Consider the following 19,686-nt stretch of genomic DNA (forward strand, 5'->3'; position numbering starts at 1 on the left):
ACTGTAGCTGTGCAACTTGTGTGCAATCCAAGGTGAAAGTCCGCAAAGCGCGCGAAAGCAGCCTCCTGCGGAAACGAAGCGAACTCACCCTTTGTCCCGCGTTGCGGACTCCCTTCCAAAGCACAGTGAACATCCGCTTCCCGCCAGACTGACAAGAGTTCCGTGTCTTCGCAGGATTGGGTGCGGTCTTTCGGTGGAACGAAGCAAATGTGAGTGCTACTCTGCAAAGAATTCGGCAAGCTCTACGGCACATTCGACCTCACTCACCTCAAATGGTCGGGCACCGGCAGCATGATCCTCTGGCTCAGCTCGAACTTTCGCGCCAGGACCATCGCGTCGCCATACACCTCCCGTTTGCGCGCAGCACCGACGCTGTGGCCCATCATCTCGCCCCGGTCGTCCGTTTCGATCCCGATGGCCTTCAGCCGCTGTTCCCAAGCATGGCGTAGCCCGCCGATCGTGTGCTTTGGCGACGGCAGCAGGCCGTTCTGGCGCAGGTATTTGTTCACCGCCGCCGAATAGCTGCTCTTGCCGCGATAGCGGGGAAATCCATCGGGATTCCGGCGCGCCGCCGCCAGCGCCAGACCGACCAGCGGCATTTCCCGGGTCGAGATCACATTCTTGATTTCCCGCCGATGCTCGCCTTCGGTGTTGCTGATGAGAATATGCGGAATCTCAGCGTCGAGAACGATCGCGCCCGGTGGAAGATCCACGATCTCGGATTGCCGCCCGCCCGTTTCGATTGACATCAACAGGATGTCGCGCGCCTCGTCGTTCAGCCGCGCCAGCGCACCCGGCTGCAACCAGTGCTCGACGATCCAAGAATGCGGCATTTCCAGCTTGCGCCCCTTCACCGCATGCCGGTCGCGGATCGTGATGCCGGCATAGGGGCGCGGCGCGTCGATCATCAGGATGTCCTCGAAGTAGGCGCTCAGCATCCCCGCCATATTCGAGAAATCCTTGTTGGCGGTGTCGGCGGACTGCCCCGACTGCGCCATTTTCTTGCGCCACCAGCTTCGATGCCGGAGCGCCGTGCCGTTGTCGATTTTCGCAACCTCGATGTCCTCACCTATGGCCGCTTGCAGGTTCTTGGTGGCCCGCAGGCGTGGATTCCGCCAGAGCCGTATCTGTTCGGGCGATTTGAAACGGTTGTCGTGCGTCCGTATCCGCTCGACCTCGTCCACGAGTTGCGAGAGCCGCAGGGAGGGTGCCTCGGCACCGCCCAACAGCGCCACGGCCGCCTCCGGAGGGTCGTTCGGACGCAAGGCTTCGATTCCTTCGAGAATGCGCGCCAGCGACCCTTGGGCGATCTCATCGACGGGGCGATACGTCATTCCCCGCGAGGTGGCAAACGCGATGGCCGCGGCGAAGGCACCGTTTCCGGCAGTATCCGGGTGTGGGTGTCCGCCAATCGCCAGCAAGCTATCCAGTTCGGCCAGGACCGCCGCCTCTGCCGTCGGCAGACGGACACGCGCCTCGCGTTCGCTTCCCGTCCTCAGGCTGCGATGGATCTCCGTCGGCAGGCTCAGGCTTCTGTATCGCTTCGGCACGCGCATCCGAAGATGCCAAGTCTCGCCCCGTTTCTTGATGCCAGCCATCGTCGTTCCCTTCTATTTCCAACTATGAAGCGCACCACGCGGCCCCCGCAAGGTCGCGCTGGACTGCTCCACAGTTTGCTCCACATTTTCCGGGAAGGATTAAGATCAGGTTCGATCTAAGCCATTGTATAAGAATAACTATAATCTATTCAATGATCATGCTCGAATCCCTGTCTGTCCGCCACCATACCTCTTTGTTGGATTTGAATGGGCCGCTTTAAGCGGCTTTTTCTTTTTTTTCTCATTTTAGTCGATATCTATTCCTTGAGTGGTGCGAAGTGTCTCACTTTTGACTGGCTCTATCCGGCAAGCTGACAAAGAAACTGGTCGAGAACCTCAACGGTGGGCGGCATGGCGGCGGCAATGGGCTCTATCCGGTGGTCGCCCCCACAGGTGCGCGACGCTGGATCGTGCGATTGGGAGTCTCAGGATGGATCGGCGCGTTTCGAAGTCTTAGGTCGGCTTGCTGGCTTGGCGTTCCGTCCCGTCCAAATCCCAAGTTAGGCGAGAATCTCAGAGATTGCAGCGCAACAGTCGGACCAAGCTGGCTCATCGCCAACAAGCACATGGTTGCGGCTCTCAAGTGGGACAAATTGAGCGCCTGGAATACCCGAAGCGAGATCACGGCCCATGGAAAGCGGTATTCTCTCATCGTATTTTGAATGTACCACGAGCGTTGGTGCGTTCACTTGGCCCAGCCGGTCGCGCACATCGATGTGTCCAAACGCGTCCTGAAAACGGGCTGCATTGCGCGGAGAGGTCGTCTCTCTCTGCGATTCGTCGAACCATGCGAGTATATCTGCGGTCGCATCACGCATGAACGTCCGAGAAAAGATGTGTCTGTAAGCCGGATTGCCCGTACTCCAGCCCAATTCCGTCAGCGCCATGACCGCCTCCCGCCGGGCGTGTTCTTCGGGATCGACCATGGATCTCCACACTGCGGCGTATCCCCCCGACCAAGATCAAGGCCGAAACACGCTCGGGATGGCGGACCGCATACGCGATAGAAACCGCCGCGCCCTGCGAAATGCCGAGAAGCGGAAAGCGATCAAGTGCAAGCTGGTCCGCGACCGCTTCGGGGTCTTCGACAAAGGCTCCGAAACTCAGGTCATCCACATCCCAGTCGGACAGGCCGCAACCGCGCTCGTCATATTTTATAAATCTGCGCCCCCGAGTTAGGACTTTTCCAATCAGCCTCAAGATGCGTGAGCCAGTTTGCGGCCCTTAGCAAAAGGGTTCCCTGTTTCAACGATGGCATAGGCGATTTTGGTCCCATACCGAACCTCGCAAAACCCGATCCGCTGAGCTTTGAGAGCTTCAGCCTCGAGCGCTCGGAAATGGGCGTTGGCAGGCTGTGGGCCCGCTTGGGTGCTGGATACTAAGGCGGAGGACGCAGACCGGTATGCTTCGGCGGCGTCGGGATCGGCCTCGTGCCACAGGTGTCGCCATTTCTTAGCGGCGACTTCGTTGATATCCGGATGGGTCGCGAGTTGACGCAGGATCGCGACGCGTGACGTTTCTGCGTCTTCGCGTTCGCTGCGAAGCCATGCGTCGAACAAATCGCTCCCGGCCCCGTCGAGACCGTCGAAGAGTGTCTCCTCGAAAAGACGAGCCATCTCTACAAGGTTCGCGATCGGGGTCCGGTCGAGCGCGCGCATGCGGTCGTGGATCGCTTAAAGATTGACATCGAGGTTCGCCGTGTCCAATTCCACACGTTCCCGATCAGCGATGATCTGTATCCAGTCCGGTCTGTCGACGACTGGCCGCAACTTGGACAGTGCCCACCGAAGCGCGGCACGGGGATCATCGGGAAGATCCCAGAACATTTCGCACAAACCCTCGCGCCGATGTGGACGGGCAGTGGCGGACAGAAACGCAAGAAAGGGACGGGCTTTGCGTGATGCGGGCAGCGTGGATAAGTCGCATAGATGGAGATCGTCTTGTTGTCGGGGGCTTCTGCCGACAACCCGATGATGATCCGAGCAAACCCGCCCATGTCGCTCCATCTTTTCCATCGGTTGTAGAGCATCTTGTGGGGGCCATACTCTCGCGGCGCATCGCGCCAGCGCAAACCATTGCGATTGAAGAAGATAATGCCCCTCAAGACACGCCGGTCATCAACGCGTGGCACGCCACGGCTCTTCGGAAAACAGGGCCGCAGCCGCTCCATCTGAGCTTCGCTCAGCCACTATAATTTACTCACCAAGCCCCCTTTGGGTCGGAGGCGGTGAATCATGCAGGCCGCGTAGTCTCAAGCCGATTAATAGGTCCTGAGCCAGGCATACTCAGCAGAAGGTAAACCACCCTCAAATATTCCTGGATCAAACACCCCCAGTCAGGAAAGCGCCTCCAGCTTTTCTCTGGCGGCTTTTGCGTCTTCGGCTTTTTCTTTCTGCGCAGCGACCGCCTTTTCCACGACCTGTTCCTGTTGCTCTCGAAGTGCGGCGATTTTGTCAATAGTCGCGATCATCGACTTAACCCGATCACCAATAGTGGGGTCTTTCATTTTCTCGCTTGTCGGTGACAGCCTATCCAGGGCATCTGTCGCCGCCTCAAGTTCTTGTTCGACCACCCTCAGAGACGCATTCGCGAGCCGGGTACCCTCGGCCGCCTGTTCGTGATCCAGCGACTTCTTGAGCGCGTCTTCTTTGGCCAGCGCAAGGTCCAGAGCCTTTTTCTTGTTCACATTCGTAGCGTCGCTCTCACTTTCCTGACGCGCGATTGCAGTGGCAAGCTGGGCGCGTCCAATGCCAACCATGAGCTTGTCTTCGCGTTCCGACGCTTCAAAGCGCGCGACTACGCCCTCTGCAACGTTTGAAGCTTCGCGGGCATTAGCCTCGGCGCGGTTACGCGCCCCGCCAAGGTCGACAACAAGATTGATGGCTTTGTTGAATTCGGGGGACGACTGATCGACGCCGTCGTCAATCAGCTTCTGAAGAGCCTCGGCGGCCTCTTGCTCTGCCGTTTCTGCGGCAAGGAGGACTTCGGCGGCTTTGTTTTTAGCGGCTTTAAGGGTCGCTGCCTCCTTGCCAAGTTCGGCACGCTCGTACTCCAGATGCGCGGCGACGGCTTGCATGTCTTCTTCCCAGGATTTTCGTGCTGCGGACAAAGCCTCTGGACCTTCCTTTGCGGCTTCTTCCAAAAGGGTTGCCGCAGACTTGGGGCCTTTTGTGTCGTGCTGGCCGACGGCTTCAAGGGCGATGGCCTGAGCCAGTTTTGCTTGGTCGGATGCGACTTTGGCCGCTTCAAGCGCAATCTTTGCAGCGGTGTATTCGCCAGCGGTTTTCGCGCTGTCTATAGCGGCCTGCTTGGCTTGGTCCGCCTGTTCCTTGGAACTGGCAACCACGGCTTCGGCATAGGCGTCGTCCATCGGTTTCAAGGCGCTGTCCGCATTTTCTAACGCCGCCTTCCGGGCAGCAGAGAAGGTCTGGATCTGGGCATTGAGTGCTGTTTGCGTGTCAAGAAGAAACTGGTGATTTCTCTGGGCGTCAAGGACGGCGTTCTGCGCTGCGCGCAGCAGGTCGTTTGCGGCCCAAAGCGCTGCTTTTGCTAATTTTTTGTCTGCATTGGAGGCATTATTGGCAGCCGGGGGAACTGCGGCGACATTACCTTGTTCAATTCCCACCTGGCCTTGGCAGGCCGCGACGACACCGTTCGAATTGAGAATGTCTTTGCCCAGTTCCATGCGTACGGTGGCGAAGTCGCTTTCCATCTGGGCCATGCCGTCGAAAGCCATCTTGGCGCGCGACCAGTTCCGCGCCCGTGACTGTAATTTCGCCAAAGTAGTGTGGGCGGCAGCGTTATCGGAATCCCAAGCTGGAAGGCTTGCGGCCTCTGCAAGAATGGCCTTTTCATAGGTGTCTTTTGCAGCATCGGACTGAGCGGAGGCGGCTTCAACCGCCTTGGCGCTGTCTCGAACTTCCTGATCTGCCTCGGTCAATTCTGCTTCCGCACGTGCAAGGGAATGACTTTTGTCGGCTAAAGCGGCATCTTTGCCGGATTTTAGCGGCGTAGCGGTGTTTTCTTCCAGAAAACTTTCACCGGTCACGCTGGAGTTCGGATAGGCTGTGACAAGCCTGTAGGTTCCATCTGGAAGCCCGCGCATGATCATGGTTGCCGCGCGCACGTTCTTTTCGATGCCGGTCGATTTGATCCGGTCGCGCATAGTAGCCGCGTTGTCCAACGCCGTCTTGCTGGTTTTTAGCTGGCCGGAAGAGGGCAGTTGATCGGTCGTGCCAAGCTTGACATATTTTGAGCCATCATGGACGGGGATCGCTTGATGCCCGATTACCGGTTTGGCGGCGTCGACAACCACCTCTTTCTTGATACTCGCGCCTTCATCAATCTCGCCTCTGCGGCGTGCTCCCTGCACGTCTATAAGAAGTTCTTCGATCATTTGCATTTCGTCGAAGGCGCTTGCAAACCGGCTGCCGACGTTGCTCGCGTTGGGGCCTTGTTCTTGCATCAAGGCGACTTCGACATTCTCGCCGGTGCGCAACGTTTCGGTCATGGTTGCGGTACCCTTGGCGGGTACATTGTCAGGTGCAAAACCCGTGGCAACCCTGCGGACCTGATCGTCGTCGGTGGTGTGGGCACCGTGGCGAGAGGCGTGGTGGGCAAGGGATCGCTGACCGTGACTCTCTGCCAAGGCATGCATCGCTGCATTTTTCGCGTCTCGTGCGGTGCGCGAGGCATCAGTTTCGTGCAAGACCTGTGCTTCGTATTCGGCGGCAATCTGTTCCTGAGCAGCGCGCACCCTTGTGTCGTAGTCGTCAATGTAGCGTTTGGCGGTTTCAATCTCCGAGCGCGTGCGCGGATCAAGATCTTCGGTCAGTGGTTTCGTGGCCAGTTCGCGGAACTTTTTGTCTGGTGGTGGAACCATCGCATCAACGATGCGACCGATATTGATCCCGTCCTCGTCCTTTAGAAGGATATCTTGAAGATGCGCCTCTTGGCGTTCGGCGACGGCCTGCTTTGCTTTTTTCTTGTCTTCCTTGGTTTTGGCACCAATTTCGGCGGCGGTCATCAGCCTGCCTGTCTTTTCCAGATTTGTTTGAAGGTTTGCGACAATCTGCTGACGCGTCAGATGTTCGGGATCGCCCTCGGCGTCTGTTCGCTTTTCCGCCGCCTTGATCTTACCTGATAAGGCCGCCAATTCCGCCTGGCGTTCGGCTTTACGAGCATCATCCCAAGCCCGCCTGCCCAATATGTAACTGTCGATGAATGCGGCCTGTTCTTCAGTCAATGTCATCTGTCGCTCTCCAATATACCGAGCTTTGATCGGTGTTTCCACAGGCAGATTTAACCGGGATAATGCGCAATACGCCCTTGGTGCACACGCAATTATGCGCATGGGGGAGAGTGTAGAAACAGGTTTATGATCTGTCCATCATTAAGGCGGGTGCAGTGGTGTGTGAGCGGAGGCGTTGCACCAGCACTATTGGCTTCCCGAAAGTTGGTGACCCTGAAGAGGGTCCTTGTTATTGAAGACGCAAGGGGCACTGGTCCGCACACGCGACCTTCTTTCGCTCCTGTGCCTGATTGGCTCAACTCTTTGACCTTAGTTTCATCGACAACCTTCGGGCGTTCCTTGTACAGTCCTTTAGATTTTGCTTTCGCGATCCCCTCTGTCTGGCGTTTACGAATGATGTTTCTCTCAAACTCAGCGAAATCCCCCATCATTTGCAGATGGAGCGTAGTAAAGGCATCGTCTGACTTGGCAGAAAACGTCGGGCTTTCTGTTTTAAAGGTTATCGAGACGAATTTGTCATTCAGCCGCTGAATGATCGACTGCAGATCGTGGAGATCTCTGGCCAACCGGTCGATGCTTTGGACGACAACAGTGTCATCTTCTCGAACTCATTCCAGCATTGCGTTGAGCGGTCTTTGGTGCTTTTGCCGGATAGCTTTTCTTCAAAGAGCTTATCAACGGCCCCCAAGTCCTGCCGGTCGAAAGTTTGTTCTACGGTACTGACACGGCGTTAACCACGATAGATATGACTTTCTCCTTAGGGTAGACCAAAGCTGACGGCTTCAGCCTTTGTCGCTAAACTACCGTCGAAACGGCCACCGAATGGTGTGGATCCGCAGACACTGCTGGCTGACACATTCGACCGCATCAAAGACTACGGAAGTCCTGAATTGCGACGGCATTAATTGCGTCCAATGTACAACTATCGAACGGCAGTGAGCCCTGCAGCATCAACAGTTTCAAAAGATGTGATACCAAGTTGGCCCAACGCGCGGACCAATTCCAGGTGAAGGATTTCCTTGGCACGCTGCGCGCCAGCAGCCCCACCGGCACCGACGCCGTAAGCCATTGCCCGACCTGTCAACGCAAAGTCCGCGCCATGGGCTTTTGCGCGCAGGATGTCCGCACCTCGGCGGATACCGCTGTCCAGAATAATCTTCATCCGTCCACCTAAAACATCTGCGATGGGCGGCAATGCCTCGATGGTTGGCGGTCCGAAAGCGACCTGACGACCGCCGTGGTTGGACACAATAATGCCGTCACAGCCCAGTTCCGCACATTTGGCTGCATCCGAAGGATGCAGGATACCTTTCACGAGCAGCGTTCCTTTCCACCGGTCGCGCAGGCGCTTGAGGTCGTCCCAGGTGAAACCGGGCGTGATCAGTGTCTTCTGAACGTCTGCGTAGGAGGTCGCACTTTGCAGTAAGTCCGCATAGTTGGCGATATTGGGTCTGCCGTGGCGCAGCGTGCCTAGCGACCAGATCGGGTTGGCGATCAGGCCCGCAACGACCTCGGGGGTGATCTTGAAGGGCACAGCCAGCTGATTGCGAATGTCGCGGTCGCGCTTGCCGGCTGCGGGAACATCCGCGGTCACCATCATCACCTTGTACTCCGCGGCCTCCGCACGAGCGATCAACCCTTCAGTCACCGACGGATCGCTTGAGACGTAAAGTTGAAACCAGCCATTTCCGGCGGCAGCTTCGGCCAGCCGCTCCAGCGTGGTGGAGGATGCAGAACTGGCTGTATACGGAATGTTTTCGCGGGCGCAGAGCCGCGCGAGGATCAGATCGGCATCGGGCCAGAAGGCGTTATGCATCCCGATGGGGGCCATGCCGAACGGCAGATTGTAGGTCTGGCCGAATAGCGTGGCGCGCGTGTCGATATCGGATACGTCGACCATGTACCTCGGCGTCAACTCCACCTCTTCGAAAGCTTCAATGTTGCGCCTGAGGTTTCGCTCGGATTCTGCGCCGCCATCGACCAGATCAAAGGCGAAACGCGGGATCCGGCGCTTGGCGCGGGTCCGCAGATCGTCGATGGAGGCGGCACGTTCCAAGCCCATCAGATCGACCACCCACCGTCGATGGCAAAGGCTTGCCCGGTGGTAAAGCCAGACATGTCGCCTGCAAGGTAACAGACCATTTCGGCGATTTCCTCGGGCTGGCCAAGCCGCCCCATAGGCTGGCGTTCCTTGAACGCGGCAAGCGCCTTGTCGAAATCGCCAGTGGCGGTCAATCGATCATTCAATGACGGGCTTTGCACCGTTCCCGGGCAGATCGCGTTACACCGAATGCCGTCCTTGACGAAATCGGCTGCAATGGCCTTTGTCATGCCGATGATCGCTGCTTTCGATGCGCCATAGGCAAATCGCCGGGGTGCACCTTTTTCACTCGAGACGATGGACGCGATATTGATGATGGATCCGGACCCAGCCTCAAGCATACCTGGAAGAATGGCCTTTGTGATACGGAACATCGCTTTTGCGTTGAGGTCGAAAGCGCGATCCCAGACTACTTCGTCGCAGTCTAGGATCGTGCCATCATGCACCCATCCGGCGCAGTTCAAAAGGATATGTACGGGCGGAACCGAGGCGACAAGCGCCGCGACTGCCTGTGGATCCAGTACGTCCAATTGATGGGCGGTGATATTGGGCGATGTTTGCGCAAGCGCCTCGACAGCCGCACCATCAATATCGGTGGCAATTACATGCGCCCCGCGTGCGGCCAGTGCCTCGGCGCTGGCACGGCCAATGCCGTTTGCCGCCGCTGTGACCAGCGCGGTTTTTCCCTTGAGTATATGTTCCATGTCTTCTCCTACCTAGCGAGCCAGCCGCCATCGACGGTGATCACGCTTCCGTGGCAATAATTGGCGGCGCTTGAGGCCAGAAATAGAGCTGCCCCTGCGATTTCAGAAGGCTCTGCAAAGCGACCCGCAGGGATCCGTTCCAAAAGCGCCTTTGAGCGATCAGGATCATCCCGCAGGGCCTGCGTGTTGTCCGTGGCGGTGTAGCCCGGTGCGATGCTGTTCACATTGACCCCGTGCGGTGCCCATTCGTTGCACAATGCCTTGGTAAGCCCGATCACAGCGTGTTTGCTGGACGCATAGGCTGGCACGCGCAGCCCGCCTTGCGAGCCAAGCACCGACGACACGATCACGATCTTGCCCGAACCTTGGGCAACCATGCGCTTGCCTGCCGCTTGCGACAGCAGCCAGACCGAGTCGAGGTTGACAGACAGCACCCGGTGCCAGTCTGCGAGCGGCATGTCGGTGCTGTCCTCGCGGTAGATGGTCCCGGCGTTGTTTACCAGAATATCGAGCCCCCCAAGCGCATCGCTGGCAAAACGCACGACGTCCTCGGCGGCTGCCTGGTCCATCTGGTTGAAATCAGCCTGGACCGCCACGCCCTTGACGCCCAAGGCTTCGATTTTGGCAAGCGTGCCTTCGGGTGCGTGGCTGCGATAGGTCAGCGCCACATCGGCCCCGGCACCAGCCAGGCCGAGGGCTATGCCCTCGCCGATGCCAGTTGCGCCGCCGGTCACCAGGGCCTTGCGGCCAGTCAGGTCAAACGGATTTCCCATGATCAGTACCGATTGGCGATGGGCAGCTCTTCGGCAGGGAAGAGCGAAATGACCTCGCAGCCGGTTTCGGTCACAACCACTTCTTCCTCGATCCGTGCGGCGGAATATCCGTCGGTGGCCGGGCAGTAGGTTTCAAGCGCAAAGACCATGCCGGTTTTGATTTCCATCGGGTGATCCATGCTGACGGCACGGCTGATGATGGGGCGTTCATGGAGCGCCAAACCCAGACCGTGGCCGAATTGCAGACCGAAAGCTTGATCCTCGTTCGCAAAGCCAAGGCTTTCTGCGGTGGGCCAGACTGCAGCCACTTTGTCCGTCGAAACGCCGGGTTTGATCATCGCAATCGAGGCGTCGATCCATTCGCGGGCCTTCACATAGGCATCGTTCTGCGACGGTGTTGCGCGCCCTACGTTGAAGGTGCGGTAATAGCAGGTTCGATAACCCTGATACGATTGCAGAATGTCAAAGAAGGCCTGATCGCCGGGGCGGATCAGACGATCCGTGAAATTGTGGGGGTGCGGATTGCAGCGCTCGCCGGAAATGGCGTTGATCGCCTCGACGTCGTCCGACCCCATCTCGTAGAGCATCTTGTTGCTGAGTGCCACGATATCGTTTTCGCGCACGCCGGGTTTCAGCTCTTCATAGATCATATGGTAAACGCCATCGACCATTGCGGCGGCCTGCGTCAAAAGCTGGATCTCGTCCCAGTTCTTGATCTCGCGGGCAGACAGCATGATCTGTTGTCCGTCGACAACGTTCAGCCCTTCTTCTTGCAGGGCGTGGAACATCGCGGTTTCGGCATAATCGACGCCGACAGGCATATCGCCCATGCCTGCATCGCGGATCAATCCGGCTATCTGCTTGGCGTATTTCTTCATCAAGCCGAACTCGGGCGGGATCGTGCCGCGCATGCCGACCACACCGGCGAGACAGTGGCTAGGCTCAAGCCAATCAGAATGCCGCTTGTGGTGCTCGGCAGCAGATCCAAAGTCCCAGACGTAGGGGCTGTCGTCGCCCGTCAACAGGCAGAAACGGCACATCTTGTCGCGTTCCCATTCACCGATCTTGGTGGCGCTGACATAACGGATGTTGTTCACATCAAACAGCAGCAACGTGCCGGCATTGGATGCCTGTAACGCCTGACGTGTGCGTGCAAGACGGTAGCGACGTAGGCGGTCATGATCGACCCTGCGTTCAAAATCGACCGAGGTGTGACCCCAGGCGGGCAAGCGGTCACGCCATTCCCAGTTGGGTTCAAGGTCTTGCGGGGTAAGCAGGTTGGGCATGAGGGCTCGTGACATCTTTGTCTCCTTCGAGGGGTTATTCCCCTAATTTTTCAGGTGTTTAGGCCGGGCGGCGGTTACTGGATGCACCAGCCGCCGTCGATGTGGACCATCTGACCGGTCATGTAATCGCTGTCGTCAGAGGCTAGAAAGGATGCGGTGCCGACGATATCCTTGGGATAGGAGACGCGCTTGATCTGCAGGGCATCGCGTACAATGTCGTCGTAGGCCTGGCCTTCGCGCTCTTTGAAGCCGATATCGACCAGGTCCTTGTCAAGCTGTTCCCACAGCGGGGTGACAACGACGCCGGGCGCATAGCCGTTCACGGTGATGTTGTGTTCGGCCAGACCGATCGCGCCGCAATGGGTCAGTGCAAGGCAGCCATATTTCGATGTGCAATAGACGGTCACGTCGACCAGCGGTTTGCGCGAGGCTATGCTGCCCACGTTGATCAGCTTGTAGGGGTGTCCTTCCATCGGGCCCTGCTTGATCATCTGGCGGGCGGTTTCCTGCATGCCCAGCCACATCGCCTTGGTGTTGACGTTCATGATCATGTCCCAGTTGTCTTCGTCGATATCCATGAAGAACCGGGGTTTGTTCAGGCCCGCGTTGAAAACGCCCACATTAATTGATCCGAACGCATCGACGGTGGCTGTAACGGCTGCCTCATTGTCCTCACGTTTGGTCACGTCCATCTTGACCGCGATCGCTTTGCCATTTCCGGCACCGTTGATCCGGTCGGCGGTCTTTTGCGCCTCTTCCATATCCAGATCACCTAGGCACACATTGGCCCCTTGTGCCGCGAACGCCTCTGCATTGGCAGCACCCATGCCGCGTGCGGCTCCGGTGATAAGAATGTTCTTACCTTTCAAACGATTGGGGTCCATGATCTCTCCTCCTAGATATTATTACGTCCGGTTCGTGGCCATCAGCGCGTCGGCGCGTGCTTGCGCCGTCCGCAACGCTTCGCGCGGGGTCGTTATTCCACGCAGCATGTCGTGAAATTCCTCGCCGCAAATCTGGATGATGCCGCCAATTTCAGGGACGGGCGGGCGCGGCCAGAATTGAAGTTCATCGCGCAAAGACATGGCATCCACCGCCTCGAAAATGGATGAGACGCTGCGTACGTCGGGGTCTGCGCCAACCGAATAGCGCGCATTCGTCAGGCTGCCGTTTTGCACGTAAAGCTTCTGCGCCTCGGGCGAGGTGAAAATGCTGAGCGCCTCGACTGCGGCGGAAACGCGATCCGGCGCGAGGTTGGCGGGAATGCCCAGGACATAGCCGCCGACCGGTGCAATCTGGCATGCACCCGGTCCGGCGGGATGTGGCAGATATCCGGTTCGACCGTGCGCCGGCGAAGTTTCATCCTGCTCGAAATAGGGGGCAAGCAGCGTGTAGCCGTAGGCCATGGCGATATTGCCCGCAGCGTAAGAGCGGATCCGCTCGTACCACGACATAGACAGGATGTCGGGCGGAGAGTAGTGCAGCAACTCCAGAAGAAACTCTGCGGCGCGCAGGCCCGCGTCGGTGTCGATTGTGGCGCGGTAATTGCCTTCAGCCAAATGATCGGTGTTAAACCCACCCGCAATTTCGGGCAGATCCAGTACGGGCTGACCGAAATCCGCCATCGTCATTAGAACGGTATGACCCAAGGCCGTGCCCCGCGCGGCGTTCCAAGCGATGCCGTATCGACCGCGGGCTGTGTTGTGCAGGGTTTTGGCCGCCGCCAGCAGTTCGTCAGTCGTTGCAGGTGCCTCCAGCCCGGCCTCGGCAAAGAGGTCGCGGCGGTAGAACAGCAATTCCGGCGTGGTCTGTGCGGGGACCGCGTAGGCGCGACCGCCCCAGTGTGCAGCCTTCCAGCCTGCCGTGTGGAAATCCGCCGGATCAAGCCGCTCGAGATCCATCACTTGATCAAGCGGTAACAAGACGCCTTTCTTGGCGAACTCCCCGATCCAGGGCAGGTCGATGGCGATGATGTCGTAGCGGCTGGTGTCGCGTCTTGCGTTGCGCAAGGCTTCCTCGCGCAGGCGGTCGATGGAAAAGGCACGTTGGCTGATCTTGGTGCCTATGACCTGTTCGAACTGGCGTTTAAGGTTGTCCATCACCATGAACGTCGGATCGCCATGCACCAGAACCCGGATACCGCCTGAAATCTTCAAAGGCTCTGCCCGGACGCTCAGGGGTGGAATGGATTGGGCGGCCTTGTAGCTGCCGCCGTAGTAGTAATCACGGGTGCCTTCGGTCGCGACAGGGCCGCCGAAAGTGCGCTCCGCAAGGCGGTGGACCCGGCTCGCCAGTTGCATCCATTGATGCAGCAGCTTGTCGCTGGGATGCATCGAAAAGCTCTTGCCGGTTTTCGTGCGCGGCCGCTGTTCGATCAGCCCCGCGTTCAGCATCTCCTTCATCCGGCGGTTCGCCGTGGCATAGGGCACTTGGCTTGAGGCTATGAGGGAGGTCGGGGTGACCGCCTTACCCTCGAAATGCCAGCGCAGCAGATGCAGGGCCATGCGCAGATGGCCGTTCGGCGCGATGATGTCCAAAGTCGCTTCCAGCTCGTCGCTGAAATCCTCGACGAAGGACAGGATTTCCAGCGCTTCGGTCGGCACCTGTGGCGCGGCCTGAGTGCCCTGCGTATGTCCGTGCATCGAATTCATCGTCTGTGCCGACCTTTTCAAAGGATGGTGCGCACGCGGTTTCGGATTGATATCAAAACTGGATGTTTTAGATTTTTTCACGCCATGCTCTCCCAGGATGTTCAAAGTGGAGATCAAAGCATATGTCCAAAAAATCCAAAATGGGGTAATGAATGTCCAATATGGATATATTCTCTAAGCTCTGAAGGGATTGGAAACGGCAGGGTGAAACGCAATCGCATGACATAATCAGCGATTGAACAGCGTCCGGGAGGGGCGACTGGGAAATCTGCAGTCACTTTGGGAGGAGACCAAAATGAAACTTCGCACGACACTTATCGCTTCGACCGCCATCGTTCTGGCGGGTGCCGCAAGCGCTGAAACCATGAAAATCGGCATCACGCAGAACAACGTGGGCGTCGACAGCTACCAGACCACATATGAAAATGCGTTCATCGCAGCAGCAGAGGGCAGCGCGGACGTTGACGCGGTTGTACTTGATGCAGGCGGTGACGTAGCACGCCAGATCGCCCAGATCGAAGACCTGATCCAGCAGGACGTCGATGCCATCATCATCTGGCCTACCAACGGAGAGGCGGTCATACCCGCCGTGCGCAAGGCGCATCAGCGGGTATCCCGGTCATCGTGACCAACTCCAACATCGCCGAAGCCGGGTTTGACTTCGTCAAATCATTCTCGGGGCCAGACAACATCACGCAAAGTGCCCGGTCGGCCGAAATCATGTGCGACAGTTCCAAGGAGATGGGCATCGAAGCGAAGCCCAGGTCGTGCACATCACCGGCCAGCCCGGCTATACCACGGCGATCGAGCGCGCCAAAGGCTTCGAGGACCGTCTGCCCGAGGTCTGCCCGGACGTGAAGGTCGTCGACACGCAGCCCGGCGACTGGAACCGCGAAAAATCGCAGCAGGTGATGGAAGCCTTCCTCGTCAAGTATGACGACATTGACGGCGTCTATGCCGGTGACGATAACATGGGCGTCGGCGCATTGAACGCGGCCAAGGCGGCGGGCCGCGACGGCATCATCTTTGTCGGTGCCACCAACTTTGCCGTGGGCTATGAAGCGATGGGCGCAGGCGACTATTGGGGGTCGATCTATCAGTCCCCCGTGGACGACGCCAAAGCGGCGCTGCAGACCGCGATTGATGTTCTCGAAGGCAAGGATGTGCCGTTCCTGAACTACTTCGACACACCTAAGATCACTCAAGACAACATGGGCGACTACACCAAGCCCGTTTTCTGAGGTGCCTCCCCGTTCGGGGCGCAACGTTCTGCGCCCCGAACGCCTTGTTTTGAAAACGAAATTGAAGGAGGACTTTGCCCGTGGGACGTGTTCGAAATCGTGTCTGCATTGTGACGGGTGCCGCCCAAGGTATCGGTCGCGCTATCGGCGAAGCGCTGCTGGACGAAGGGGCGAAGGTTTGCTTTGCTGACATCAACGGCGACAAGGTCGCGGAAGTGGCAGAGACAAACCGCAGTCGCCTCAACGGCCAAGGGGGTGAAACCACATCAATCAAGGTGGATGTGACCGACCGGGATCAGGTTCGCGCGATGATCGCGCATACGGTTGAAACCTTCGGCAGGCTGGATGTGAAATTCAATAACGCCGGAGTGAACAAGCCGATGAATTTCATGGATGTGACCGAGTCCAACTGGAATTTTATCATGGGCGTGAATGGCCTTGGCTGTCTGATTGGCATGCAGGAAGCCGCGCGCCAGATGATCGCCCAAGGGGGCGGGGGCAAGATCATCAACACCGCCTCGGTCGCGAGCCGTCAAGGATTCGACAATGTTGCGCCCTACTGCGCGTCGAAATTTGCCGTGGTGTCGCTGACCCAATCCGGTGCCCGTGACCTGGCCAAGCACGATATCACAGTAACAGGCTTCGCCCCCGGAGTGGTGGCAACCGAGATGTGGGAACAAGTCGACAAGGACCTGATGCAGATCGGTGCCGCCGAACAGCCCGGCGAGGCGATGGAGAAATTCTCTGCCGAAATTTTGAAAGGGCGCGTCGCCAAACCCGTGGACATCACGGGGACCACAACCTTCCTCGCGTCGAAAGACAGCGATTACATGACCGGACAGATCGTAATGATAGACGGCGGCATGATTTTGGTCTGACGACAGTACCCGGCGGACAGATTGCCGGACCCACTACAGAACGCAAGCGACCTCAGGGAGGAGATCATGAGCACACTCAGCAAACAGAAGATCGGGGGTATTCTGGCAAAACAGGGCATCCTGATCGCCTTCCTGGCGTTCATGGTCGCCTTCACTATCGCCAACCCTAAATTTCTGACGCCCGACAACATCCTCAGTGTGGTGCGATCCTCGGCAATCCTCGGGGTCATGGCGTTGGGGGTGACCTTTGTGGTGATAAGTGGCAACCTGGATTTGTCCGTCGGGTCGATGATGTCCTTTTCGACGATTGTGGTTCTCGACCTGCACGACAAGATTGGTCCGGTGATGGCGATCTTGGCGATGTTTGCCATGACGCTGGCCCTCGGGGCGGTGATTGGCTTCTTGGTAGGGTATCTCAAGCTCAATTCGCTGATTGTCACGCTCGGCATGCTGTCGGCGATCCACGGCCTGACGCTGACCTATTCCGGCGGCAAAAATATGGATATCGCGGACAAGGAGGGAACCTGGTTCAGCGTATTCGGGCAGGGAACGGCCCTGGGGTTGCCCGTGCCAATTCTCATCTTCGTGGCGCTTGCAGCGATTTTGGGCCTCGTCCTATCCAAGACGAGTTTCGGGCGAAAGGTCTATGCGGTGGGCGGCAACGGCACGGCGGCCACGTTCTCTGGGATCCGCCGGGCGCGCACTGTGTTTCTGTGCTATATTATTTCGGCGGGCTGTGTCGCCACGGCAGGCCTCATTCAGGCCAGCCGCTCGCTGGGGTCGCAAAACACCGTCGGGCAGGGGTTAGAACTTGAAGTGCTTGCCGCCGTTATCCTAGGCGGCGCGTCCCTTTTGGGAGGGTCCGGCACGATTTTCAAGACGGTGATTGGTGTTCTGATCCTTGGCTTTATCCAGAACGGTCTACTTCTCGTCGGCTTGCAGTTCTACGTCCAGTTCGTTGTGACCTGGGTCATCATCATCCTTGCGGTCTGGCTTGATATCGCAGCCAAGCGCGGCAAGCTTTGGTCGCGGATCGCTTGAGGGGAAAATAGCATGAAATTCGGTACATTTTCCAACGCACTCAAAAGCGGTGCCATCTGGGGCTTCATCCTGATCGAGCTGATCTTTTTCAGCGTCGCCGGCGAATTCCTGTCGCTGTCGGACAAGGCGTTCATGGATTGGGAAAACATGCTTTTGTTGCTCAAGCAATCCGCCCCGATCGGGATCATCGCGATGGGGATGACCATCGTTATGGTGAACGGTAACATCGACCTTAGCGTCGGTGCCACCTTCGCCATCGCGGCGATCGTGCTGCTCGACAGCCTGACATGGCCGATCTTCGCGGGGCTTGGAGATTGGGTGATCCCGGTGGCGTGGCTGCTGGCACTGACGGCGGGTACCGTTTTAGGCGCGCTCAACGGGTTCATCGTCTGGAAGACCGGCGTCGATGCCTTCATCGTCACGCTGGGGTCCATGCTGGGCTACAGGGGCATTGTCTTCATGTTCAACGGCGAACAGCCCACCAGCCACCTGAACTGGACCCTCGTTGATTTCGCCGAAGCAGAATTCTTAGGGCTGGCGACCGCGTCGTGGTTCCTGCTGGCTTGCACCTTCGTGCTCTGGTTCCTGATGGCCAAGACGGTACATGGGCGGAACGCCTATGCCATCGGCGATAACCGCGAGGCGGCCGTGAATGCGGGCATCCGGGTTGGGCCTCATATCATGATCAACTTCGCGATCATCGGTTTTCTGGCGGCGCTTTCGGCGGTGGTCTTCTACTCTGAATCCGGGTCCGTCAATCCCAACGACGGCCAGCTTTACGAGCTTTGGGTGATCACCGCCGTCGTTCTGGGCGGGACCAAGATCACCGGTGGCGCAGGCAGTGTCATCGGCACCCTGGGCGGTGTCATCGCCATTCAGCTCTTGCGCAAGGGGTTGGGCCACATCGGGGCTGACACATCCACCGTGAACCTTGTCATCGGTCTGATCCTGATCGCGGTGCTTATTCTGGATCGGCAGCTCAACGTGAAGGGCAAAGAGGAGTTGAAAATATGACCACTTCAAAACCCGTTCTCCGCCTTGAAGATATCGTCAAGACTTTTCCCGGCGTCCGTGCCCTTGATGGGGTGTCCTTTTCCGTCATGCCGGGCGAGGTGCATGCCTTGATGGGGGAAAACGGCGCTGGCAAGTCAACGCTGATGAAAGTGCTGGGGGGCATCCACCAGCCCGACAGTGGTGCGATTTACATGGGCGACGACCGTGTGGTGATGGCGGGCCCGCTTGAGGCAAAGGCCAAAGGCATTGTCTTTATCCATCAGGAACTTAGCCTTGCCGAAGAGCTGAGCGTTGCCGAGAACATCTATCTGGGCGAATTGCCCCGCAAAAGTCTAGGACGCGTGGATTGGGCGACATTGGCCGACCGTACGAACGCGATCCTGAAGAAGCTGAACGTCGGCTTTGACGCCAACACGCGTGTGGGCGATCTGTCCATCGCGAACCAGCAGATGGTCGAGATCGCGCGCGCGCTGACCGTGGATGCCAAGGCGGTGATCTTTGACGAACCCACGGCATCGCTGACAGACGCGGAAAAGGTGGTTCTGTTCGACGTCATCTCTGATCTGAAATCTGATGGGGTGGGCATCATCTATATCTCGCACCGGATGGAAGAGATCTTCAAGATCACTGACCGCATCACCGTACTGCGCGATGGCCAGTATCAGGGCACCGTAAACACAGCTGACAGCACCGAGGAATCTGTGACCCAGATGATGATCGGCCGCACACTCGATCTCAGCCGGAGTACCGCGACTCACGAGCTTGGCGATGTGGCTCTTGAAGTGCGCGGGCTCAGCTGCGGAAAACTCTACCAGAATGTAAGTTTCAACGTCCGCAGAGGCGAGGTTGTGGGTTTCTACGGGCTGGTCGGCGCGGGCCGGACCGAGATCGCCGAGACACTTTTTGGACTGCGCAACCCGTCGGCGGGACAGATTATGCTGGATGGCGAGGAAGTCCGCATTCATTCACCTGCCGATGCCATCGCGCGCGGTATTTCACTGGTGCCCGAGGACCGCAAGGGTCAGGGTCTGGTGCTTGGGATGAACTGCCGGGACAATATGACTCTGCCACAGATTGATGACCTCAAGACAGGCCCGTTCGTGGCCGAAGTGCCGAGATCGCGATCTTCGACCAGTATCGCGATCAAC

Annotated in this window: 15 protein-coding genes and 3 pseudogenes; 5 read left to right on the forward strand and 13 right to left on the reverse strand. The window is 58.1% G+C overall.

The features are described from left to right. Positions 1 to 263: 263 nt before the first annotated feature. The 13 genes and pseudogenes from RGAI101_RS02755 to RGAI101_RS02805 form a co-directional block, all read right to left on the reverse strand. On the reverse strand, positions 264 to 1,598 hold the full coding sequence (locus tag RGAI101_RS02755) for a DUF6538 domain-containing protein (protein WP_008229413.1): 1,335 nt from the start codon (positions 1,596 to 1,598) through the stop codon (positions 264 to 266). A 500-nt stretch (positions 1,599 to 2,098) separates the two neighbouring features. Next, entirely contained in the window at positions 2,099 to 2,524 is a 426-nt protein-coding gene (locus RGAI101_RS22315; RefSeq protein ID WP_254655312.1) for an alpha/beta fold hydrolase, read from the reverse strand. After that, positions 2,409 to 2,798 carry an alpha/beta fold hydrolase gene (locus tag RGAI101_RS22320; protein ID WP_254655233.1) on the reverse strand — a complete coding sequence of 130 codons (390 nt, stop codon included), beginning with the start codon at positions 2,796 to 2,798 and terminating at the stop codon, positions 2,409 to 2,411. The genes RGAI101_RS22315 and RGAI101_RS22320 overlap by 116 nt, the downstream gene beginning before the upstream one ends. Then, positions 2,795 to 3,256, reverse strand: coding sequence for a hypothetical protein (locus RGAI101_RS22325; RefSeq protein WP_008228425.1), 462 nt, complete (start codon positions 3,254 to 3,256; stop codon positions 2,795 to 2,797). The genes RGAI101_RS22320 and RGAI101_RS22325 overlap by 4 nt, the downstream gene beginning before the upstream one ends. A gap of 257 nt (positions 3,257 to 3,513) precedes the next feature. Further along, positions 3,514 to 3,783: pseudogene (locus RGAI101_RS21475) on the reverse strand (transposase); the annotation flags it as partial. Positions 3,784 to 3,933: 150 nt separating this feature from the next. After that, positions 3,934 to 6,891, reverse strand: coding sequence for a kinetoplast DNA-associated protein, putative (locus tag RGAI101_RS02770; protein ID WP_008226643.1), 2,958 nt, complete (start codon positions 6,889 to 6,891; stop codon positions 3,934 to 3,936). A 50-nt stretch (positions 6,892 to 6,941) separates the two neighbouring features. Further along, the gene (locus tag RGAI101_RS02775) at positions 6,942 to 7,415 is read right to left on the reverse strand and encodes a recombinase family protein (RefSeq protein ID WP_254655234.1); all 474 of its coding nucleotides are present in this window, start codon (positions 7,413 to 7,415) and stop codon (positions 6,942 to 6,944) included. Between the two features lie 356 nt (positions 7,416 to 7,771). Beyond that, complete coding sequence (locus RGAI101_RS02780) at positions 7,772 to 8,911, reverse strand: alpha-hydroxy acid oxidase (RefSeq protein ID WP_037228929.1); 1,140 nt, start codon at positions 8,909 to 8,911, stop codon at positions 7,772 to 7,774. Further along, a complete protein-coding gene (locus tag RGAI101_RS02785) occupies positions 8,911 to 9,654 on the reverse strand; it encodes an SDR family oxidoreductase (protein WP_008229154.1) in 744 nt (247 codons plus the stop codon). The genes RGAI101_RS02780 and RGAI101_RS02785 overlap by 1 nt, the downstream gene beginning before the upstream one ends. An 8-nt stretch (positions 9,655 to 9,662) precedes the next feature. Then, complete coding sequence (locus RGAI101_RS02790) at positions 9,663 to 10,427, reverse strand: SDR family oxidoreductase (protein WP_008227597.1); 765 nt, start codon at positions 10,425 to 10,427, stop codon at positions 9,663 to 9,665. 2 nt (positions 10,428 to 10,429) lie between these two features. Continuing rightward, positions 10,430 to 11,728 carry a M24 family metallopeptidase gene (locus RGAI101_RS02795; RefSeq protein ID WP_037227199.1) on the reverse strand — a complete coding sequence of 433 codons (1,299 nt, stop codon included), beginning with the start codon at positions 11,726 to 11,728 and terminating at the stop codon, positions 10,430 to 10,432. Between the two features lie 59 nt (positions 11,729 to 11,787). Continuing rightward, on the reverse strand, positions 11,788 to 12,597 hold the full coding sequence (locus RGAI101_RS02800) for an SDR family NAD(P)-dependent oxidoreductase (RefSeq protein ID WP_008228919.1): 810 nt from the start codon (positions 12,595 to 12,597) through the stop codon (positions 11,788 to 11,790). Positions 12,598 to 12,618: 21 nt separating this feature from the next. Then, a complete protein-coding gene (locus RGAI101_RS02805) occupies positions 12,619 to 14,364 on the reverse strand; it encodes an ABC transporter substrate-binding protein (RefSeq protein ID WP_157044616.1) in 1,746 nt (581 codons plus the stop codon). Positions 14,365 to 14,659: 295 nt separating this feature from the next. On the opposite strand from RGAI101_RS02805, the pseudogene RGAI101_RS02810 reads away from it, so the two are divergent. From RGAI101_RS02810 to RGAI101_RS02830, 5 genes and pseudogenes are all read left to right on the forward strand, one after another. After that, positions 14,660 to 15,605, forward strand: a pseudogene (locus RGAI101_RS02810) (sugar ABC transporter substrate-binding protein). An 80-nt stretch (positions 15,606 to 15,685) separates the two neighbouring features. Then, on the forward strand, positions 15,686 to 16,483 hold the full coding sequence (locus RGAI101_RS02815; protein WP_037227201.1) for an SDR family oxidoreductase: 798 nt from the start codon (positions 15,686 to 15,688) through the stop codon (positions 16,481 to 16,483). A 66-nt stretch (positions 16,484 to 16,549) separates the two neighbouring features. After that, positions 16,550 to 17,524, forward strand: coding sequence for an ABC transporter permease (locus tag RGAI101_RS02820; protein WP_008225204.1), 975 nt, complete (start codon positions 16,550 to 16,552; stop codon positions 17,522 to 17,524). Between the two features lie 12 nt (positions 17,525 to 17,536). After that, positions 17,537 to 18,538, forward strand: a complete 1,002-nt coding sequence (locus RGAI101_RS02825) for an ABC transporter permease (protein ID WP_008228582.1) — start codon at positions 17,537 to 17,539, stop codon at positions 18,536 to 18,538. Further along, positions 18,535 to 19,686: pseudogene (locus tag RGAI101_RS02830) on the forward strand (sugar ABC transporter ATP-binding protein); the annotation flags it as partial. The gene RGAI101_RS02825 and the pseudogene RGAI101_RS02830, both read left to right, overlap by 4 nt.

The organism is Roseobacter sp. GAI101 (assembly GCF_000156335.1).
Lineage (GTDB): Bacteria > Pseudomonadota > Alphaproteobacteria > Rhodobacterales > Rhodobacteraceae > Sulfitobacter.